Origin of the sequence: Mycobacterium sp. Aquia_216 (genome assembly GCF_026723865.1) — a bacterium.
Classification (GTDB): domain Bacteria; phylum Actinomycetota; class Actinomycetes; order Mycobacteriales; family Mycobacteriaceae; genus Mycobacterium.
The window spans coordinates 5,284,394-5,303,782 of record NZ_CP113529.1; the positions used below are offsets into that span (position 1 = coordinate 5,284,394).

Genomic DNA, 19,389 nt, shown 5'->3' on the forward strand with positions numbered 1-19,389 from the left:
GCTCTACACTCATGCCGTCCGGTTTGACGAAGATCTGAATGCGGTGGCGAACTGCTGGCCCACGACAGAGCATCCGCTACCGGCCACGTCGTGCTCAAGTGGCGTGTTCACCTTCCTTATGTTGACCAGTTTCCCGGCCACCATGTCGAGCAAAATCGCTCGAGTGCTATCGGGGTGCTGCTTTCGCCACGGCACGCTCACCGACCAGCCGGTGCGTGCGCGGTCGTTTCATGTAAGACATGCTTAGTGGGGTCGAATCGCATTGTCCTACGGCGATAGTCAAACGTGCTGCCGGGCCAGAGATTGACATTGCGGCCGTTGTCGTTCAGATACCAGCTCTTGCAGCCGCCTGCGGTCCATACTGTTCCTGCACTGAGCCGGTCTACATCGGCAGTGAATGCGAGCTGGGCGGCCGGGGTAGGTTGTATCGACGCGATGGAGTGGGCGCGCGCGTAACCGATGGCCGAAGCGATGTAGTTCGCTTGCGATTCGTACATGTAGATCATCGACGTGTGGCCTACTCCCAGATTGGGACCATGAATTAGATAGCAGTTGGGAAAGCCGCTAACCGTCGTACCGAGGTAGGCAGTCGGGTTGCCATTCCACACTTGGGCCATACTTTGCCCCGCAATGCCATACAACTGATCGGTGAGCGGCAATTGCGATGTCTGAAATCCTGTGCCGAAGATAATGGCGTCGACGCCATGGTGAGCGCCGGTAACGTCGATGACGCCATCTTCATCGATCTCGCGAATGCCTTCGGTGACCACCGTGACATTGGGCTGCCCCAGCGCGGAGAAGTAGTCATCCGACACCAGGATGCGCTTGCAACCGAGACGATAACGGGGCACCAACTTTGCGTGCAGCTCAGGATCTTTGATCTGAGCTTCGAGATGATGTAGGGCGCGACGTTCAACCTGCCCCAGCAATGCCGGATGGCGGAACCCGACTGCGAGCCCCTCCCTAAGAAGATAGAGGCCAATGCGCTGGAGTCGCTGGAGCGCCGGTAAGGCCTCCAGTACCCTCCGGCTTCGCGTACCGATCTGGCGGTCATGCCGTGGAACCACCCAAGCTGGCGTCCGCTGGAACACCGTGAGCTGTGCAACGTCTGCCTGAATAGCCGGAATGAACTGAACCGCCGAGGCGCCCGTCCCTATCACCGCGACCCGCTTGCCCGCTAGGTCGAAATCATGATCCCACCGTGCGGAGTGGAACGTGACACCGGCAAACCGATCCTTGCCACGGATCTCCGGAATCGCCGGATCGGCCAGTGCGCCGGTCGCAACCACGACATGGTTTGCGGTCCGCTCACCGTGCGCAGTCTGCAGGCGCCAGTACTGGCCGTCCCGGTCCCAGTCCAGCCGATGAACAGGGCAGTTGAGAACCAGATGGCGGCGCAAGCTAAACCGCTCTACAACCTCCTTGAGGTATTCCCAGATCTCGGTTTGCTTGGCAAACACATGTCGCCACTGGGTATTTGGCGCAAACGAGTACGAGTACAGCTGACACTGCACATCTACGGCAGCACCTGGATAGGTGTTATCGCGCCAAACGCCGCCCACGTCGCCCGCGCGTTCAAGCAGCACGAAATCGTCAAACCCGGTTTGGTTCAACCGGATTGCGGCCGCGATACCGCCGAAGCCGGTGCCGACGATGGCGATGTGGGTATGGGGCGTAAGACCATCACTCATGAGGATTTCCGTTTCGTCGAATGGACATGCCGTAGCGGCTAGACAACGCGGCTCATCCGCCACGACCGCGAGAGCGCATAGCCCAAGCGCCGGCAAGTCCGCGATTGACCACAGCGGCTGCTGTGCGACTACCGCTTTCGACCAAATCGAGCCCTATGGCCATCAACTGCACCGCCATCACGTCGAATCGCCTATGCTGTGAACACCGCTTACTTTAATGGGTCCCTGTAAGCACTGTCTACATTTAACGAGTGTGATCTACGCAATGCCTTCCTCCCCTACCGCCACGGCGATCTGCGCGCAGCTTGCTTGCCTGCCGGTAGGCCGACCGAGAGGCACTCGTGTCCACGATCACCGCCGTCGGCTACCGCGAGTCGGCCCGCCAGCGGCTGGGTGCCCAGATCGAACGTGGTCAACTGGAGATCTGAGAAGTCAACGGAGACAGACCATTCGACAACTGCGAATCACTCATGGGAGCCAGGTTCATTGCCGTGTCCTTGTCGAACGCCGGCCGCTGCGGCTACTAGCTGCCGTCCCGGATGAGCCGGTTCAGTGCGTAGCGGTCCGGCTTGCCCTGTTCTGTGCCCCTCTCGCTATTGTCCTGTAATGATTACACATGTAATTTTTTTCATGACAGGCTTTTCTGGCGCCTGGATCGAACGGCAAGGGGCATTGACCATGGGTGTGCTGGACGACAAAGTCGCGATCGTCACCGGGACCAGCAGAGGTGTCGGCGTAGGCATCGCCCATGAACTGCTGGGGGCGGGCGCCACGGTCATAGGGTGTTCGCGGTCACCGCTGGCCGCCATCCCCGGCGTGGATGGCGAGCCGGGGTGGGCGAAGCGTTCCGACCAAATGGTCTGTGATCAAGGCGATTACCATGCGATCGACGCGATGGTTACCGCGGTGGTCGAGCGCTATGGGCGGGTCGACATCCTGGTCAACAATGCCGGCGGGACGGTCCCCGCGCCGCACGCCGAGGACATTCCCGCACTGGTGTCGCGCATCCAAGGCGCGCCGCGCTCCGACGACGACTTCGAGCGCACTGTGCTGTTTCACGCGTTCGCCGTCCAGATGAACCTCATCAGCCCGTTATGGTTCGCCATCCGCGTGTACCGCCAGATGCAAGTCCAAGACGGGACCGGCTGCATCATCAATGTCTCCAGCGGCGCGGGCCATCCCGCGGGCTCTCCGACCCTGGTGTCCTACGGTGCGGCGAAGTCGGGACTCAACCACCTCACTCGGTCTCTCGCCGAAGAGTGGGGCCCGGCGGCCCGGGTCAACTGTGTGGCGCTCGGGCCGACGATCACCGACAACTTCCGCTCGTTCGTCCTGCCGAAAGACGACCCGACGGGATCGACGTACTTCGACGCGCTTCCCCTCAAGCGTGGTGGTGAACCCGCAGAAGTCGGCCGAACGTGTGTCTTCCTTGCCTCCGGCGCAGCCGATTTCATCAATGGCACCACCATTGAAATCGACGGTGGCATGCTGCCGGGCGTGCTCTACGACGCCGGACTGAAGACCATCACCGATCTGCTGTGAAAGGACTCCAGTGACCCGTCGAGTAGTCCAATTCTCCACCGGCAATGTCGGAGTCCACGCGCTACGCAGCATCATCGAGCGGCCCGACCTGGAGCTCGTCGGCGTCCACGCACGCGGACTGGACAAGATCGGACGTGACGCCGCGGACCTATGCGGGTTCGACCGGGCCACCGGAGTGCTCGCCACCGACGACACCGACGCGCTACTAGCTCTGAACGCTGACTGCGTGGTCTACACGTCGCAAGCCGAGACCCGCCCGCACGAAGCTTTGGCCGAGATCAGCCGATTTCTGGCGGCGGGCACGAATGTCGTTGGAACGTCGTTCGTCTGGCTGGTGGCGCCGGACCAGGCCGACGATTGGCTGCGCGGCCCACTGGCACAAGCCTGTTCTGACGGCGATACGACGTTGTACATCAACGGAATTGACCCGGGGTTCTCCGGCGACACCCTGGTCTACACCGCATTGAGCTTAGCAGCGCGCGCCACCGCCGTCACCGTGCAGGAGATCTTCGACTACGGGACCTATGATGACGCCGAATTCACCGGCGTGACTTTCGGTTTCGGGGCCGCGCCGGACCATCAGCCTATTCTTTTCTCACCCGGAGTCCTCGCGTCGATGTGGGGTGCGCAGGTTCGCAGCCTGGCCACCGATCTCGGCATCGAGCTCGACGGAGTACGGGAGCGCTACGACAAGTGGGTCACGCCCGACCTCATCGAGTGCACCATGATGAATGTCGAACCGGGCACCGTGGCCGCCGTCCGCTTCGCGGTCGAAGGTGTGCGCGGCGGCGAGGTGATCATCACCATGGAACATGTCAACCGGCTCACCGACGCGGCGGCGCCTAACTGGCCGTATCCGCCGGACGGACATCCCGGCGTGCACCGCGTCCGTGTCGAGGGCAGCCCTGGCATCGAGATCAACACCCACGTGGGAATATCAGGCATTGATCACAACCAGGGCGGTGTCATCGCCACGGCGGCCCGCGCCGTGAATGTCATCGACGCCGTGTGCCGGGCTCCGAGCGGCATCCTTGCCGCGCATGATCTGCGGCCGACCGATCACGTGCGGGGCGTGATGTGGTAATTGCGATGCCATGACCTCACCCCGTCGGCCGCCCACCGGGGCCCAAGCACGCGCTGACCGCACCCGCGCAGTCGTCATCGACGAGACCGTGCGCTGCATTCTCGACGAGGGCTTCGCCCCACCCAGCGTCCGGCACATCACCGACCGCGCCGGACTGACCTGGGGCGTCGTCCAATACCACTTCGGCGATTTGGAGGGCCTGCTGATGGCGGTGGTGGACAAGGGCTTCGGCGAACTGATCGACGCCCTCGACGAGTTGCCGCCGCGGGCCGTCCGCGAGGGCAGCGTGCGGGCGCGTACCACGTTCGTCATCGACACAATCTGGGGGGCGTTCTCCAGTCCCACGTCGATGGCGGCGCTGGAGATTCTCATCTCGACCCGCGGCCTGCGCGATACCGTCGCCAACACGCACCTCGCCGACCTGATGACCACCCTGACCAGCCTCGGCCGCCACCTGGGAGAAGGCCTGTCCGCGCCGCACGCCGGCCGGATCGGCAACCTCATCTGGGCAACATTGCGCGGCCTGGTCGTGGCGCAGATGGTGTGGCCAGAACCCCTGGACTCGTCCCGGGACCGCCGGGCGCTCGTTGACGTGATCACCGCTTACGTCGAGTCGCGCGGCGGCTGACCGAGACTACGGCAGATCGGTGGATAGGAATGTCAAAGGTAGCCCGAGGACTGAGATCTCGATCTCGTCGAGTTCGTACCCGTCGCCGCGGCGGTGCTGATGGGACCGAGTCCGGGCGCCGTATCGCTGCGCCAGCTGCTCGGCGGCAGGGGCGTCACCGACACGGATCACCACCGAATAGACGCCCGGCCCGTTTTGCCGCAGGAAATTCGCCACCGCGTTTCCCTCGTCAGCTGCAGAGGAGCGTGGGGTCACCAGTTCAAGTCCGCCGCCCCAGTCCAGCAGCACCCGCAAGCCCACGTCTTCCAGCTCGATGGTCTGGAATCGAAAACCCAACTCCGAGAAGAATTGCGCGGTATCCAGGAGCTGTTCCTGCGGCACTGCAAACACCACGTGATGAACGCTGTTCGCCCGGCTCGCTTCGTTCGCATATTCAGCCACGCAAAAACATTACATATTTTATCGTTTAGCTGAGTAGGCAGCCTCGGAAAGGATTCGCCACGAGGTCGAACACGGGCAAGACATACAAGGTTGTGGTCTGGGCAAGTTCCTGCGCACCCTACGGCAACTCGATACCGCCTGTGGAGTCATCGAAGCGGGAACGGTCGGCGCGACCTACGCGCGCTGCGTCGGATTGGTGGACGGCCGAGAAGTCATCACGATCGAACACGTCGACCGGATGGCCGACGATCTCGCCCCACAGTGGCCGACGGGCCGCACCGGCGGGACCGACGGCATCTGGCGCGTCATCATCGATGGTGAGCCGTCCTTCGACGGAGAATTCGAAGTCGGTTACCGCGACGGTGAAAGCGCCAGCGACCACGGTCTGCTCGCCACCGGGATGCGGGCGGTCAACGCCATCCCGTGGGTGTGTGAGGCGCCGGCGGAGATTGTCGATGCCCTGCACCTGCCAGCCACGTCGCCGCTCGGCGCGTTGCACCCACACCGTGACGGTGTGCCCGCGTTCTGAGGATCGCGATCGTCATCGACGCGGGACTAGCCAACACTTGGGCACAACCGTTGTGGAGCTGAGGATGTCTGAGTTCATGACATAGGTGACGCATGAGTCGAGTCATGGGTGAAACCTACGATGTCCCATGATGAGTCGCGTCATAGCTGGCAGTCATGGCTCATGTCGAAAACATGTGTGACCGTGCTGGGAGTCGTCAGTGGAAACCTCACCGTCACCGCTGCCGCACGGGACTGCGGGCTGTCCCGACAACATATGTATCGACTGCTCAAGCGCTACCAATTCGGCGGCCTCGACGCCATCGAACCTCGCTCGCGGCGATCCGCCAGCAACCCCGCACCGTCGGTGACACCGCCATAGTCTTGCTGCGCGAACAACTCACCGTCGACGGCCTCGACGCCGGCCCCCCAACGCTGCAAGAGCACCTGGCCCGGCAGGGCCTGGCCGTGGCGGGCCACCTCCACGATCGCCACAGCCTGCACCGGCAATCGATACCTGAGAGTTCTGTTGCCCCAACGGAACCCAGCCCGTCATGTCACAATTGCCCTAACAGTCACACACCTAACTGCGTGACATTTGCGGTTAACGCTGCGGCAGTCGCGGGCAACCCACGCGGCACAATGCATCACGAGGGCCGACTGTGCACCCACAGCGCGTCCAGAGCGGCGGTCAAGATCGGCTTCCGGAATTCCGAATCGCCGGGGATATTCGCAACCGAGGCGACGAGTGCCAGAACCTGCTCAACAGTAAGGTCGTCGCGCACCTCACCGGAACGATGCGCCGCATTCACCAACGACTCGGCTGCGGCAACGACGCGGGCAAAACCGTCACGGAACACCGGGCTGGCGTCGCCGGCAAGGTCGAGTAACTCGGCGGCCAGGACACGCTTGTTTAGGAAGTAGCCGTAGAAGCGGTGCAACCATGCCTGCAATCTCGCCCCCGGGGTCACACCCTCGCCGGTTTCAGCCGCACGGCAGATCACTTCGATCTCCTCGCCATAGAGTGCCTCCAAGAGGGTGCGTCGGTCGGCGAAGTTGCGGTACAGGGTGGCCGAACCGATGTTGGCTCGCCTCGCGATCTCGGCCATCGACGCATCCGCCTCGGGGTCGGCGAATGCGGCCTGTGCGGCCGCAAGAATCTTGTCGCGGTTGCGTTGTGCATCGATCCTGCGGCGGACGGGTCCGTTCTGCGTCATGCCTTCACCTCACATCGCGCTTGTGGACAAGTGGGGAGGGTGTCCGTATCTTCTAAATGGGGTGGGTGCCCACTTAGAAGATACCTATTCAACCACCGCGCTACCACATGGTCGCGCGGCGAATCACCGAGGAGATTTCCGAATGACCACCACCACCGCACTGGACGTCGTCGATGCCGTCACCGGCCGCGAAACCGCAAGCCTGTCGGCCCGTCCTGTGGTCCTGCCCGCCCCCGAGCGCGGCAACGATCTGCAGCTGCGCGTCACCACGCCGATTGAGGGCAGCGAGCTGCCCGTGGTCCTGTTCTCACACGGCTTCGGCTTCTCGATGGATGCATACGGTCCGCTGACAGACTTCTGGGCGACGCACGGCTTCGTCGTTGTCCAGCCAACCCACCTGGACTCAGTCGCGCTCGGCCTCGCACCTACCGATCCGCGGAGACCACGCATCTGGCGCCATCGGATCGAGGACTTGCTGCACGTTGTCGACAACCTCGACGCGGTCGTGGCCGGCGTCCCCGGCCTGGCTGGGCGGGTAGACACCAACCGGGTCGCGGCGGCCGGGCATTCGTACGGTGCCACCACGGCCAGCGCACTGCTCGGCGCGCGGATCCTGCCCCCTGCGGGCGATGCGGACGAGGACTTCTCCGACGCGCGCATCAGCGCCGGGGTGCTGCTGTGTCTGGCCGGCCTGGCGGCCGATGATCTCACCCCGATCGCCACCCAGATGTTCCCCTTCATGAATCCCGGCTTCGACAAGATGAGCACCCCTGCACTCGTTGCGGCCGGCGACGCCGACCAGTCACCGCTGTCCACGCGCGGTCCGGACTGGTGGGAGGACGCCTACCGGCAGAGCCCCGGCAGCAAGAGCCTGCTCACTCTGTTCGGCGCCGACCACGCACTGGGCGGAATCCACGCCTACGGCACGATCCCGCAGTCCGCGTCGGAAGATCAGGCCACCGTTGTCCTCGTGCAGCGCATCACGACCGCATACCTGCGTACCGCCCTTCATGTCAACGAAACCAGTTGGGCCACGGCACAAGACGAGCTCACCCACCACTGCGCGCCGAAAGGCCGAATCCAGGGCAGGTGAGTCGTGGGTCACGGATTACGGTTCCGCCTCTATCCCTGCGGGTTTAGCGGTGTCTTCAAAGTCATTCCACCGCGCGACGGTTAATTTGTTGTATCGGACTCCGTGGCGATCAGGACAGCGCGCGCCGCGATGTGGGTGCCGTCGGCGAGTGTGACGGCGAGGTGGCATCCGTTGGTGTCGAGGTCGACGACTTCGCACGGACTGGTCAGCTGTACCCCAAACTTCATGGCCTGCAGCGCTGCTCGTTGGGTGAGGTCGTGTCCGCTGATTCCATACGGGAATCCCAGATGGTTTTCGATTCTCGAGCTGGCGGCAGCCTGCCCTCCGATGCCGATGGTGTCGAGGACGACAGTGGTGAGTCCTTTAGAGGCCGCGTAAACGGCGGCAGCGCGCCCCGCCGGCCCGGCCCCGATCACGAGAGGTCAGCCGGGTCCTCGCCCTTGTGCCGGTAGCTGAGACCCAGAAGGTCTGCCACATCGCCAGGCGTAGCGCGTGCAAGGTGTTGCTGCGGGGTGATTACCGCGGGTAGGTCGGCTGGCGTGAGCTGTGCGGAGGCGATCAGCGACTGGCCCGCGGGACTATCGATGTCGAGCCAGTGGTGGGGTAGGCGCTGGCGCGCAGCAAAGGTCCGCAATGCCAGGCTCTCCGCCGACAATTCGCTGCCGACAATGGCCAATTCCTTCGCCGCTGCAGTGGATCGCAGGAGGTCGCGACGGACCAAGAAGGTACGCAGTAGGACATCGGACAGTTCGGGATCGTCAGCCATCAACTCGCGGAATCGATTGCGCGACATCCGGTATACGCGACCTGCTTCCACGACGCGTGCGGTCAGGTATGCCGTTTGTCCGGTGAGGAAGTTCAGTTCCCCGAGAAAGCCGCGGGGCCCGTACCGTGCGACCACTGCCTCGGGCTCGTCACCGACGGTTGGGGTGATGATCTCGATCCACCCAGCCTCGATGACGATCAGGTCATAGTCGATGTCTCCGGGCCTGAAGACCACATCGCCTATCTCAACGGTCTGCGGAATGGCGTAGGCGGCAAGGCGGGCGAGCTGCGCTTTGGTGAGCTGGGTGGGAGCCGTTTCTCCGGCGTCGGGCATCGTCGCCTCCGTTGGGGGATTTCGCCGTGACCCTCGGCAAGCATCGGCAAGGCGATCCTCAAGCCTAAAGATCAGGCGCTCGCGTCCCATGGCGTGCGGAGGAGTCGTGCACACGATGCCGATAGCGCTGCACGCCATGTCAATATCGGAGCAGCCGCCGACACGCCGCCTGCGAATCGGTTGAAGTCCGGATTCACCAGGTCTTCACGTCGGCGGCTATGGTTTCGGCAAGCTGCGCTGCCCCGGTGGGGTCGAGACGCGCATTGATCATCAGACCGAATTGTGCGGTGGTCAGTAAGTCGGCCTTGCTATCCCAGTCGCGAAAGCCGTCGGCCATGCCTTCCAAGGCGTGCAGGATTGCCGAGCGCACGCGCTCACGAAACTCACTCACTACGCGGGCGGCTTCGGTGTCGAGAACACCTAATTCAGAGGCGGTATTGGCGATCATGCATCCGCGGGCTGCGTGCGATCGCGGTGATCGACGTAGGTGCCGACCGAGGACCAGGAAATACTCGACCAGTTCCTCGCGGCCGGCCCCATCGGCCTCGAGCGGTTCGACCATCGGCCACACGATTTCGTCACAGTAGCTCTCGACCGCGCGGTCGAACAGCGCTCTCTTACTGCCGTAGGTCTGATAAAGGCTGGAGCGGCTTAGCCCGGTCGCTGCCTGCAGATCGGCGAGGGAGGTTGACGCGTACCCGCGTTGCCAGAACACGTCACGGGCGGCCCGCACGACCGTCGCGTCGTCGAATTCTTTGTGCCGGCCCACACCTCGATGCTACGTCCAGATTTGACAATCTGAACCATGCGGTCCAATAATTAATTTAGGACCGTTCGGTTCAGTTAACCTTGAGAAGGTGGTCTTGGTGACGGCGGTCGTTCTGGATACGCGCCAAATACCGGCGGCCGATCGCGCAGAGGTCGTCACGCAGGTCATCCATGACACGTTGGTCGCAGTGAACATCGCGTTTACCGAGGCGACCCCTGTTGTAGCAGCGGGCACCATCCACGAGCTTGGTGACTTGAAGAACTTCTCGGTGCAGTCCAATGCACTCACGGTGGAGCGGACTCCGGCCCAAGCTCGCGATGATCTGAGACCCTGTGTGTTTCTGGGATTGCAGCGTTCGGGTGCCAGCATGGTCGTCCAACACGGCCGGGAGGCCACGCTGCGTCCTGGTGAACTCGTGCTGTGGGAGTCGACCGCTCCTTACACGGTGTTCGACCCCGAGGGGATCCGCCATCATTTTTTTCGTATCCCGATAGACCGGCTTGCGTTGCCGCACGAAGTGATTCGGCAGTTGTGCGCGGTCACGTTGAGTCCTGGACATCCGGTCGCCGACTTGGCTTTCACCTATTTTCGGCGCCTGTCCACGCGCCTCGATGTGTTTGATCGTCCGGGCGCTGATGGTGTCAGCCAGCCCAGCATTGAGCTCGTTCGGGCGTTGGCCACCACCCACGTCGATGCCACCGAGCTGGGTAAGGACTCCATGCACGCGACTTTGCAGCTTCGGATCGTCGAGTATCTGCGTGCTCATCTGCGGGAGCCGGATCTCAGCGCGGCTCGGGTCGCGGCCGAACACCACATCTCCGTGCGCCAGCTCTACAAGGTGCTGGCCGCGGTCGATGTAACGCTGGGTGACTGGATCCGCAGCGAGCGCCTCGAAGGCTGCCGGCGTGACATTGCCCAGCTCGGCGAGCACACCGCTTCTATCGCGTCGGTCGCCCGTCGCTGGGGATTCGCCGACCCGTCGAGCTTTGCCCGCATGTATAGGACGGCATACGGGATGTCACCTCGGGAATGGCGCCATCTTTCACGCATCGAAGCAGGTTGACCCAGATCCCTTGTCGAAGTTGTCGATGCCACTTGGCCTGAGGAATGCTTGCCAGCAGTTCGCTTATCCGTCAGCCTGCCGTTCGGTGCGAGTCTCACGATGGGGCCGATCTGGGTGCTAAGCGTTGCGTCGGTTGTCGTCTGGGTCGCGCATACCTCGTCCTGTCATCCGCATGTGAGGCCCGAAAGCCTTTGTCTTGCTTAAGGTCATCGGCTCGCGAAGACGGCGTGGGCATCGTTGCTGTTCCATGCACGCAGCCCCGCCCGAGGCGGCGACGAACCGTACAGCTGGTTAGGCGATGCGGGGGTCTCTGGTTTTTCCGCTGTGCGGCGCGACGATTCAGAATCCCTTGCTGGTGAGCCATTGAAGCGCCACGTCGGCGACTTCTTTCCACCGGTTATCGATCGTCAGCGAGTGGCCGCGGCCTTCGAAGACGTGAAAGTCGGTGTCGGACGGGCCTTTCGCGTACAGATCAACCACTTGTTGGGTGACCTTGAGGGGCACCACATGATCCTCGGTGCCCGAGGTCAGCAGCAGGGGGCCTCGGTCGGCGACATGGGTGTCGACGGTAGCCGCGGAGTGACGGGAGAAGTTCGCCCCGGCTTCTTCGAATAGTGGACGTCCCGCGCCGGGTATCGACCAGGCGGCGTGCAGGGCATCCGATTCTTCGTCGGTCAGGGTATTACCGAACGCGTACCGGAACTGCTTGGCGGACAGGGCAACGGCCCGGTGACAGTTGGCAGGATTGCCCAGCACGGGGAACGCCGACTTCAATTGGGCAAAGGGCAGGGCCTTGGCCCCCTTGATGGCGGCGGGGTCGATCGCGACGGCGGCGGCTGCGCGGCCGGCAGCGAGAAGTTCCTGAGCGAACAGTCCGCCGAACGAGTGGCCGACGATGATGGGGTTGATGGCCGGTGTGCCGATGATGTCAGCGTAGTGGTCCACGATATCGGCGATCCCGATGTCGTTCATCGCGTCGGGGTTGGCGCGGGTTTCTTCGACGGTACCGGCGTCACCCGGCCAGCCAGGCGCAGATACCGCATAGCCGTTGGCGGCGAACAGCTCCAGCCACGGCTGCCAGGCGCTGGAGTGGATCCACAAACCGTGGATGAAGATCACGGGATGGGTTTTCGTCGGAGATACCATGAGATTTCCTTCGGATTCGATTGGACAGGCGGATGTTTCGGACATGTCATGCGGGCGTAGGCCAGGTCAGGACACTTCGCTGACCGGCTGGCATGGTGCGAACTCGTCGAAATGGAGGCGGACGAAGTCACGGATGCTCATCGGCGCAACACCGGTAATGTCCGCCACGGTCGTGTTCGTCACCTCGAAGACGCCGTTGCGCAAGTCATCGGCCACCGCGCCAATGTGTTGAGCGAAGAACGGACCAAGATGGGGAATGTCGGTGACGATCGACTGGAAGTCGGCGATCGGCATCGGGCAGTACGAGATGGCCCGCCCCAGGACGTCGCTCAGGGCAACAGCGATGTCACTGACGGTCACAACTTCTGGGCCGTTGAGATAGTAGACCCGCCCCGCGTGCGGACTGGGATCGCTGAGAATGGCGGCGATGACGCGGCCCTGATCCTCGGCGGTGATCGGCGAGAACCGAGCGTCCGCGAACGGCAACGCCAACACGTTGGCGTTTTTAATGCGATCGACCTGGCCCGCGTAGAGCATCCAGTCGGCGAACATGTTCGAACGAAGATGGGTGACTGGGACCTCAGCACGATTGAAAACCTGTTCTGCGATCCAATGATTCAGTGAGGCATGACTTACGGCCTCTCGACGGGCCGGGCGCTGCGACATGTTTACGAGGGCGGTCACGCCGGCCTCGACAGCGGCCTGCGCGAAGTAGGCGGTGGCGTCGATGAGTCCAGGCTGCACGGGGTAGACGAAGTAGGCAGCGTCGACATCGACCACGGCCGCAGCCACGCTGTCGATGTCAAGCAGATCGCCGGTGACGATCTCGGCGCCGAGTTCACGCAGCGGGTCGCTGCGCGAATCGTCGCTGTGCACTAGAGCGCGCACCTGCACGTCCACGCCGTGCAGTGCGCGCACGGCGGCGAGTCCGGTTGCTCCGCTTGCGCCGGTCACCAAGACGCGTCTCATGAGATGCCCCAATCGCTAGTTAAGCTCGAGGCCCACACCGACCGCGTCGTGCTGTACGTGTTATCTTCTACCGCAGTGCTTTTCGGGTCACCAGTGCATTTCGAACGCCGCTTTGTCATCGGTTGCATCCCGTCTGAACTAGATTGCTCCACGCCGTGCGGGTGGCCTGGAACCGACGGTAGAGGAGCCGCCTGCTGTGAGATACCTCTGCGTGGAGGCCGTGCGCCAGGCGCACACCGTCGGGCGCGCGGTGAGGCAACGCCGTTGTGGCAGCGCCACTCGATGACGGGGCACGGCCGGCTTCCCTACCGCCCGTCGGCGCCGGGAATTTCGTTGATATCTTGGTAAGCAACTAGATTGGCGATCCGGTGAGGCGGAACGATGTACCAACTGCGTTGGGCACGAAGGCGCCCGGCAGCGCCGTGGCGAGCCGATGCTGGGCCTTCCAACCGGTGCAGTGGGCGGGCACCAGCACATCAGGTGCCATGGCGGCCAACGCTACGACGGTGGGTCCGATAAGGGGTTCGAAGGCAGGACCACTCAGGTGAAGTCCGCCGACCAGCGCGTGCAGCTTGTCCACACCGGTCAGGCGCAACGCGTGGCGGACGATGTTGACCGCGCCCGCATGCCCGCACCCGGTGAGCACGACTAGGCCACGGCCGCGCAGGTGTACCACCAGGGCCTGCTCGTCGAGAATCAGCGGGTCGGGCTCCCAGCCTGTTGTGCGCCACGCCTCGTGATGGGGCATGCCGTGCTCGAAGTCGGTGGTGCGGTCGACCTCCCCGGTGATCAGCACCGACTCGTCCAGCAATAGCGAGGGTTGCCGCCGTTCGATGACCTCCAGGCCCTCGGCCTGCAACGCCGACCGGCTCAGAGTGGGCATCTCCCAAGGGCGCTGGCCCGGGACGGCGATGCGACGCCGACTCCATACCATCGGATGCACCGTGAGCGGCAACCCCGCGCGGCCCCGCAACCGGGCCAGCCCCGGGAAGCCACCGGCGTGGTCGAAGTGGCCGTGGCTGAGCACGACTACCTCGATCTCCGACACGTCCAGGCCGAGGCGCTCGATGTTGGTGGCCATCCCGTCTGGGGACACCCCGGTGTCGAAGAGCACCGTGTGCGATGTCTCGCCGCGGCGAGTGGTGATCAGCGCGGAGAATCCGTGCTCGGCCACCAACCCCGGCACAGTACGGCCCTCGACGAACTGCGGGCCCGCTACGTCAGGGATCTCGGCAAACAGGGTGCGGTGGGCCACCCCACTATCGTTTAGCAGCGCGTCGAAACTATTGTCCACCAGCGTAGTAACGACAATCTCGTCGACTGACACCAGCGCGATGGGGTCCACTGCCACGCGACCGGCTGGGCGCGGGCGTGAGGCGGCGGCTTCGGCATGCGAGCCGCAGCCCTCACACATTGCCAGGATCTGGGCGCAGCACCGCCGAGCCGACGACGGTGTCGATCCGTCCCGTTTCGACGTCGTAAACCATCCCCGTCACCCGCAAGGCTCCCGGCATCAGCGGAGAGTCCCGCAGCGTGGCGATGTCGGCCTCGACAGCGGCCCGCGGATCGCCGACATATTTGTCACCCAGCGACTCGGGATCGACATCGAATAATTGGGCAAGCTTGTCCGGGGGATCTTGCAACCGCAGGATGCCGCAATCGGTGTGCTGCAACACGATCAGATCCCACCCCGGACCGAGGGTTCCCCCCAAAGCCTTCGTCAGGGTCACCAAGAGCGCGATCTCAGCCAGCACGTCAGGGGTCACGCGGCCCCCAATATTGCGGATCACGCCCACCTCTCCGAGTTCAATACCCAAGATCTGCGTGGGATCGACCCGCGGATCCAGGCAGCCGACCAGCAGAGTTTTGAGCTGCGGCACGATCCGCAATCCAGCAACGAAACCGTGGCCGGCGAAGTCACTGTTGCGTTGAGTCAGGGTCTCGATGGTGTCCATGGTGCTCCTCGGAATCGTGTCGGGGGTGGGCGTGGCTCAGGCCGATGCGCCGGCGGTCTTACTGGACGCGAGCACGTCGCTGTGTGCTCGCGCGAAATCCTGGATGCTCATCGGGGCGATACCGGTAAGTTCCTCGACGGTGTTGTTGGTGGCCGAGAGCAGACCCTGGGTCAATTCGGCGACCACGGCTCCGATGTGCTGAGCGAAAAAGTCAGCCAGCTGCGGGACCGCCGCGGCCGCCGCCTGGTACTCCTCGATCGGAAGTGGGACGTATCGAATGCTTCGCCCCAGGGCTTCACTGAGACCAGCGGCGATTTCCTCGCCATCGAGCACGGCCGGACCATTGAGGAGATAGGTCCGGCCCGCGTGCGCGCCAGGATTCGATAGAACGGCGGCAATAGCACGGCCCTGGTCCAAGGCGGCGATCGGCGCGAACCGTCCGGAACCGAACGGCAAGGCCAGCACGTCGTTATCGGTAATGCGCTGCAGCACAAAAGGATAGAGAATCCATTCGGCGAAGAGCGTAGGCCGCAGATGGGTGGTCGGCACCGCAGACCAATCGAACACTCGCTCGGCTATCCAATGATTCTGGGCGGCGTGGCTTTTGGAGTGGCGGTGTGAGGTCCGTTGCGACAGATTGACGATGGCCTGCACGCCCGCCTCCTCAGCAGCTTGCGCGAAGTAGGCGGTGGCGTCGATGAGCCGGGGCTTGATGGGGTAGACGAAGTAAGCCGCATCAACACCATCGAGCGCTGATCGGACGCTGTCGATATCGAGCAGGTCACCCAGCACGATCTCGGCACCCATTGTGCGCAGTCTTTCGACTCGGCGGTCATCCTGATGGACCAACGCGCGCACTGAGTTGCCGCTGCCTTGCAATGCCTTTACCGCGGCGTACCCGGTCGCGCCAGTCGCGCCGGTCACCAGAAGTTGTGATGCGGACATGATGGCGTCCTGTCTGTCGGGACTGCCGAGCCGGCTCGATAGGACTGACATCCTGCGAGTGCGGAATTCGGCAGTTAGTTGCTACCGCGATGCTCGCATCCCAACAATATGTATTCGACGGTTGTCGTGGTCTCGTGCACGCACCGCATACTGGTGTGCACGCCAGCACCATCTCGGCGCAGCCCGCGAACGACCAACCCTGCCGACCGCATTCTAAGTTGCAACTAAATCGACTATCCCGCAACAGATTTCGGGAAGTCGATGTGGCCATTGTTGCCGCCGAGTGGACGGTAGTGCTGATAGAAGGTTCTGTTGCTTCCCTGTGGCTGGTCACAGTACCCGATCATCGCGGGCGGATCGCTACACGTCAGGGTCGCCGGACTGAAGACCCACAGTCGAGTGTTGTTGTTAATGAGCAGTTGTGTGTGGACCATCGGGTCGTGCCACTTCCATCGGCCTAGCTGCGCCGCACCCCGCATCGCCTGTGTATTCGCGCCGCCGAATCGCTGCATCCCCGCCGTGATCGCACCGTTCAATGCGGTTTCCGATGGATATAGGAAGCCAGACAACGAGCCCCCAAAACGGAACCGGTCGGGATAGAACTCCGCCAATGTTATCGCCGCGGTTCCTCCCTGGGCGGCACCGACGATGCAGTTTCCGGTGGGCTCGAGGCCTTTGTTGGTGGTTAACCAATTGGGCAGTTCACTAGACAAAAGGCTCCCACTGCTTGCTTCCGTCCTGCTCCCAGTTGGTGTAGAGGCTGTAAGCGCCTCCGGCGGGCGCGACGACTGAGATACCTTTGCCGGCAATCTTGTTCATCGCATTGCCGGCCGTTACCCAATCAGATACACGACGTGAGACCTGCAGCCAGTACAGTCCGAAGCAACGCGAAATGAAACCGACGTTGCCACACGGCATTAGTGCCAGCAAGTGACATTCGACGGCTGGCTTACGATAGCTCACCTGGTTGCCGTTGAACTGCTGCCGGACACATTTGGTCGGCGCCGAAAGCTTGGGACGCGTTCGAGCACACGATCATCGGCGACGCGCAGCCGCAAGCCGCTCTGCGAAGTCCAGTGAGGTTATGGAACACCAATCGACCATTGGTGTAGGTCCCATTTGTCGTCACACCAAGTTCTCGAATGGCGAGGGCGGTCTAGCGCCTTCTCTTTCTCACGGCGCGAGCTCTACCGCCCGGTCGGCAATCGGGCCATTTGCAGACACTACCGGGCCCACCAGTCCAAACGTTGTGGAGCTAAGGGGAATCGAACCCCCTCCCACCAGGGAAAATTCTGCATCCAGCTGCGGTTTGACTTCGCCCGATCCGATTCAGTCCCGATCGCTACCTGCAGTTTCGTTTTCGTCGTATGGCCTTGGCGGCTATGACGCTGGCCCCAACGCCGACGTCGAAACCCAGCGATACCGCCGTGTGCATGACGCCCAGCCGCATGCCAATAGCCACGATCGCCTCCGACACCACCGGCATGTAGATCGCTACGCAGTCACCCGTCAACAGACCGAGGCCACTGAATGCATTGGCCGCCTTACACACCTCGCCCCAGATTTCGGCGTAAGTCAGCGTGCGTCTCGCCAACCGGCTCACCCTCCCAATGGAGCGCGACCCGGTCGCCGTGCCCCGCCTCGACGTGGCGGTCCACGCAGTTGTAGGCGAGGTTGAGCTTGCCGCCGACAAACCACTTGGCGAACGGCGCCTGCGACCAGTACGCCGTGTCCCAGGACAACCGCTCGGCCTGTTCTACCTAAATCGTCAACCAGTCACGGTCTGACTCGTCGTACAGACGGGCGGGGGCATTCGCTCGGGCAGCGAATTCCGCTGACGACGAGAATATCATTGCACCAGGGAAATCCGTTTGGTCGGGAATAAGCGTTTGCCACGGTGCGCCGGCTTCCTCGACTATGTCAGGGGATACGAAGGGGGCGCGCGGCAAACATTGCGCTCGTGTGCGCGGTCGAACGCGGACCATCATTTCGACAGCAGCGACCTGCCAATGATCTCCTTCATGATTTCGTTAGTGCCTGCGTAGATCCGAGAGGCACGAGAGTCGATGAATGCCTTCGCGATTGGATACTCCAACATGTAACCGTAGCCCCCGTGCAGCTGGACGCAGTTGTCGACGGCTCGTCCCTGAAGTTCGGTCGTCCACCACTTCGCCTTGGCGGCGTCGATAGCGTCCAGTCGCCCTTCGTTTGCAGCCATTACACACGCATCGACGTACTGTTGAACGATATCGATTTCGGTCGCGAGTTCGGCAAGCACGAATCGAGTGTTCTGCAGCATCCCAACTGGCTTGCCAAAGGCGGTGCGAGAACGCACGTAGGCGATGGTCCACTCCAAGGCGGCCGACGCGGTGGCGACAGCAGCCACTGCAACGGAAAGTCGTTCTCGCGCAAGGTTTCTAGTCAATGCAAGAAATCCCGCGCCTTCAGCTCCGATGAGATTAAAGGTAGGCACGCGTGCGCCGACCATCGACAGCTCAGCAGTATCTTGAGCATGCATCCCGACCTTCTCCAACCTCCGGCCGCGCTCGAAGCCTTCGGTGCCACGCTCGATACCCAACAGGCTCAAACCCTGATGAGGATGCTCACCCGTGCGTACCACGGCGATGATCAGATCCGCGTTGATGCCGTTGGTGATGAAGGTCTTGGCTCCGTCGACCACGTAATGGTCACCGTCACGAATGGCACGGCACCTAATGCCCGATAAGTCCGAGCCCGTGCCGGGTTCGGACATCGCGACGGCGGTGATGATTTCTCCGGTGGCCACTTTGGGAAGCCAGCGGCGCTTCTGACCTTTAGAGGCCGCCTGCAGCAAGTACGGCATCGCGACGTCGGCTTGCAGCGTCAGACCTGTTATCGCCGGAGAGACCGCCAATCTGGCTGCCTCCTCGGCAAGGATCGCGTTATAGCGCAAGTCCGTGCGACCGCTCCCGCCATACTCCTCCGGAACTTCCTCGAACACACCGAGTTCGGCGGCCGACGTGAACAAATCACGATCGACGATGCCGTCGGCCTCCCATTTGGGATAGCTCGGGACCACCTTCGTGGACAGAAATGCCGCCACACTCGCGCGATAGCTGTCGTGATCAGGTGTGAATATTGACCGTTGCATGTTGGTCCCCTCGACGATGTTTGTCTGCGGAAGTTTCAGTTCGGCCGAGCGGCGTTGCGCCTCGGTATATCCCGGGCCCGTCATGAGCACGGTGCGTGCAGGCACGTCAC

At 62.8% G+C, this 19,389-nt stretch carries 20 protein-coding genes and 2 pseudogenes; 7 read left to right on the forward strand and 15 right to left on the reverse strand.

Translation table 11 applies throughout. From position 1 onward, the window contains the following. Nucleotides 1-197 precede the first annotated feature (197 nt). Nucleotides 198-1,691 (reverse strand): flavin-containing monooxygenase, encoded by a 1,494-nt coding sequence (locus OK015_RS24625; protein WP_268126980.1) that lies wholly within the window; start codon nucleotides 1,689-1,691, stop codon nucleotides 198-200. Between the two features lie 678 nt (nucleotides 1,692-2,369). Here OK015_RS24625 and OK015_RS24630 point away from each other — a divergent pair. Genes OK015_RS24630 through OK015_RS24640 form a run of 3 tightly spaced genes read left to right on the forward strand, consistent with a single transcriptional unit; the run spans nucleotide 2,370 to nucleotide 4,945 of the window. Then, nucleotides 2,370-3,233: an SDR family NAD(P)-dependent oxidoreductase gene (locus tag OK015_RS24630; protein WP_268133060.1), complete on the forward strand. Its 864-nt coding sequence runs from the start codon at nucleotides 2,370-2,372 to the stop codon at nucleotides 3,231-3,233. A 10-nt stretch (nucleotides 3,234-3,243) separates the two neighbouring features. Continuing rightward, entirely contained in the window at nucleotides 3,244-4,317 is a 1,074-nt protein-coding gene (locus OK015_RS24635; RefSeq protein ID WP_268126982.1) for an NAD(P)H-dependent amine dehydrogenase family protein, read from the forward strand. Nucleotides 4,318-4,327: 10 nt separating this feature from the next. Further along, complete coding sequence (locus OK015_RS24640) at nucleotides 4,328-4,945, forward strand: TetR/AcrR family transcriptional regulator (protein ID WP_268126983.1); 618 nt, start codon at nucleotides 4,328-4,330, stop codon at nucleotides 4,943-4,945. 6 nt (nucleotides 4,946-4,951) lie between these two features. On the opposite strand, the gene OK015_RS24645 is transcribed toward OK015_RS24640, so the two are convergent. Then, a complete protein-coding gene (locus tag OK015_RS24645) occupies nucleotides 4,952-5,386 on the reverse strand; it encodes a hypothetical protein (RefSeq protein ID WP_268126985.1) in 435 nt (144 codons plus the stop codon). A gap of 196 nt (nucleotides 5,387-5,582) precedes the next feature. Between OK015_RS24645 and OK015_RS24650 the strand changes: the two genes are divergently transcribed. Further along, nucleotides 5,583-5,915 (forward strand): hypothetical protein, encoded by a 333-nt coding sequence (locus tag OK015_RS24650; protein WP_268126986.1) that lies wholly within the window; start codon nucleotides 5,583-5,585, stop codon nucleotides 5,913-5,915. A 162-nt stretch (nucleotides 5,916-6,077) separates the two neighbouring features. Further along, nucleotides 6,078-6,275, forward strand: a complete 198-nt coding sequence (locus OK015_RS29340; protein ID WP_442791156.1) for a helix-turn-helix domain-containing protein — start codon at nucleotides 6,078-6,080, stop codon at nucleotides 6,273-6,275. Here OK015_RS29340 and OK015_RS24655 read toward each other — a convergent pair. After that, nucleotides 6,191-6,397 (reverse strand): hypothetical protein, encoded by a 207-nt coding sequence (locus tag OK015_RS24655; protein WP_268126988.1) that lies wholly within the window; start codon nucleotides 6,395-6,397, stop codon nucleotides 6,191-6,193. The genes OK015_RS29340 and OK015_RS24655 overlap by 85 nt on opposite strands. 143 nt (nucleotides 6,398-6,540) lie before the next feature. Further along, complete coding sequence (locus OK015_RS24660) at nucleotides 6,541-7,110, reverse strand: TetR/AcrR family transcriptional regulator (RefSeq protein ID WP_268126990.1); 570 nt, start codon at nucleotides 7,108-7,110, stop codon at nucleotides 6,541-6,543. A gap of 142 nt (nucleotides 7,111-7,252) precedes the next feature. Between OK015_RS24660 and OK015_RS24665 the strand changes: the two genes are divergently transcribed. Beyond that, nucleotides 7,253-8,203 carry an alpha/beta hydrolase family protein gene (locus OK015_RS24665; protein ID WP_268126992.1) on the forward strand — a complete coding sequence of 317 codons (951 nt, stop codon included), beginning with the start codon at nucleotides 7,253-7,255 and terminating at the stop codon, nucleotides 8,201-8,203. 80 nt (nucleotides 8,204-8,283) lie between these two features. Here OK015_RS24665 and OK015_RS24670 read toward each other — a convergent pair whose 3' ends face one another. The 3 genes from OK015_RS24670 to OK015_RS24680 all read right to left on the reverse strand — a co-directional run bounded on the left by OK015_RS24670 (nucleotide 8,284) and on the right by OK015_RS24680 (nucleotide 10,071). Further along, complete coding sequence (locus OK015_RS24670) at nucleotides 8,284-8,619, reverse strand: FAD-dependent oxidoreductase (RefSeq protein ID WP_268126994.1); 336 nt, start codon at nucleotides 8,617-8,619, stop codon at nucleotides 8,284-8,286. Further along, a complete protein-coding gene (locus tag OK015_RS24675) occupies nucleotides 8,616-9,302 on the reverse strand; it encodes a cyclic nucleotide-binding domain-containing protein (RefSeq protein WP_268126997.1) in 687 nt (228 codons plus the stop codon). Before OK015_RS24675 ends, OK015_RS24670 begins: the two co-directional genes overlap by 4 nt. Before the next feature lie 193 nt (nucleotides 9,303-9,495). Further along, complete coding sequence (locus OK015_RS24680; RefSeq protein WP_268126999.1) at nucleotides 9,496-10,071, reverse strand: TetR/AcrR family transcriptional regulator; 576 nt, start codon at nucleotides 10,069-10,071, stop codon at nucleotides 9,496-9,498. 97 nt (nucleotides 10,072-10,168) lie between these two features. Here OK015_RS24680 and OK015_RS24685 point away from each other — a divergent pair, with 97 nt between their 5' ends. Further along, nucleotides 10,169-11,134, forward strand: coding sequence for a helix-turn-helix domain-containing protein (locus tag OK015_RS24685; RefSeq protein WP_268127001.1), 966 nt, complete (start codon nucleotides 10,169-10,171; stop codon nucleotides 11,132-11,134). Between the two features lie 339 nt (nucleotides 11,135-11,473). Here the strand turns inward: OK015_RS24685 and OK015_RS24690 are convergent, their stop codons facing one another. The 8 genes and pseudogenes from OK015_RS24690 to OK015_RS24725 form a co-directional block, all read right to left on the reverse strand. Continuing rightward, the gene (locus tag OK015_RS24690) at nucleotides 11,474-12,280 is read right to left on the reverse strand and encodes an alpha/beta hydrolase (RefSeq protein ID WP_268127003.1); all 807 of its coding nucleotides are present in this window, start codon (nucleotides 12,278-12,280) and stop codon (nucleotides 11,474-11,476) included. Nucleotides 12,281-12,346: 66 nt separating this feature from the next. Next, entirely contained in the window at nucleotides 12,347-13,249 is a 903-nt protein-coding gene (locus OK015_RS24695) for an NmrA family NAD(P)-binding protein (protein ID WP_268127005.1), read from the reverse strand. A gap of 352 nt (nucleotides 13,250-13,601) precedes the next feature. Beyond that, nucleotides 13,602-14,600 carry an MBL fold metallo-hydrolase gene (locus OK015_RS24700; protein WP_268127007.1) on the reverse strand — a complete coding sequence of 333 codons (999 nt, stop codon included), beginning with the start codon at nucleotides 14,598-14,600 and terminating at the stop codon, nucleotides 13,602-13,604. A gap of 55 nt (nucleotides 14,601-14,655) precedes the next feature. After that, nucleotides 14,656-15,204, reverse strand: coding sequence for a carbonic anhydrase (locus OK015_RS24705; protein ID WP_268127010.1), 549 nt, complete (start codon nucleotides 15,202-15,204; stop codon nucleotides 14,656-14,658). Between the two features lie 36 nt (nucleotides 15,205-15,240). Further along, nucleotides 15,241-16,149 carry an NmrA family NAD(P)-binding protein gene (locus OK015_RS24710; protein ID WP_268127012.1) on the reverse strand — a complete coding sequence of 303 codons (909 nt, stop codon included), beginning with the start codon at nucleotides 16,147-16,149 and terminating at the stop codon, nucleotides 15,241-15,243. A 245-nt stretch (nucleotides 16,150-16,394) separates the two neighbouring features. Then, nucleotides 16,395-16,998, reverse strand: a pseudogene (locus OK015_RS24715) (alpha/beta hydrolase-fold protein); the annotation flags it as partial. Between the two features lie 520 nt (nucleotides 16,999-17,518). After that, a pseudogene (locus OK015_RS24720) lies at nucleotides 17,519-18,002 on the reverse strand (AMP-binding protein); the annotation flags it as partial. Between the two features lie 131 nt (nucleotides 18,003-18,133). Continuing rightward, on the reverse strand, nucleotides 18,134-19,279 hold the full coding sequence (locus OK015_RS24725) for an acyl-CoA dehydrogenase family protein (RefSeq protein ID WP_268133062.1): 1,146 nt from the start codon (nucleotides 19,277-19,279) through the stop codon (nucleotides 18,134-18,136). Nucleotides 19,280-19,389: the final 110 nt, after the last annotated feature.

Bases quoted from the DNA above. Each gene is read 5' to 3' on its own strand.
- OK015_RS24725 (WP_268133062.1), bottom strand. From the start codon at position 19,279: ATGCAACGGTCAATATTCACACCTGATCACGACAGCTATCGCGCGAGT.
- OK015_RS24705 (WP_268127010.1), bottom strand. From the start codon at position 15,204: ATGGACACCATCGAGACCCTGACTCAACGCAACAGTGACTTCGCCGGC.
- OK015_RS24665 (WP_268126992.1), top strand. From the start codon at position 7,253: ATGACCACCACCACCGCACTGGACGTCGTCGATGCCGTCACCGGCCGC.
- OK015_RS24630 (WP_268133060.1), top strand. From the start codon at position 2,370: ATGGGTGTGCTGGACGACAAAGTCGCGATCGTCACCGGGACCAGCAGA.
- OK015_RS24710 (WP_268127012.1), bottom strand. From the start codon at position 16,149: ATGTCCGCATCACAACTTCTGGTGACCGGCGCGACTGGCGCGACCGGG.
- OK015_RS24640 (WP_268126983.1), top strand. From the start codon at position 4,328: ATGACCTCACCCCGTCGGCCGCCCACCGGGGCCCAAGCACGCGCTGAC.
- OK015_RS29340 (WP_442791156.1), top strand. From the start codon at position 6,078: ATGTCGAAAACATGTGTGACCGTGCTGGGAGTCGTCAGTGGAAACCTC.
- OK015_RS24675 (WP_268126997.1), bottom strand. From the start codon at position 9,302: ATGCCCGACGCCGGAGAAACGGCTCCCACCCAGCTCACCAAAGCGCAG.
- OK015_RS24660 (WP_268126990.1), bottom strand. From the start codon at position 7,110: ATGACGCAGAACGGACCCGTCCGCCGCAGGATCGATGCACAACGCAAC.
- OK015_RS24625 (WP_268126980.1), bottom strand. From the start codon at position 1,691: ATGAGTGATGGTCTTACGCCCCATACCCACATCGCCATCGTCGGCACC.
- OK015_RS24695 (WP_268127005.1), bottom strand. From the start codon at position 13,249: ATGAGACGCGTCTTGGTGACCGGCGCAAGCGGAGCAACCGGACTCGCC.
- OK015_RS24690 (WP_268127003.1), bottom strand. From the start codon at position 12,280: ATGGTATCTCCGACGAAAACCCATCCCGTGATCTTCATCCACGGTTTG.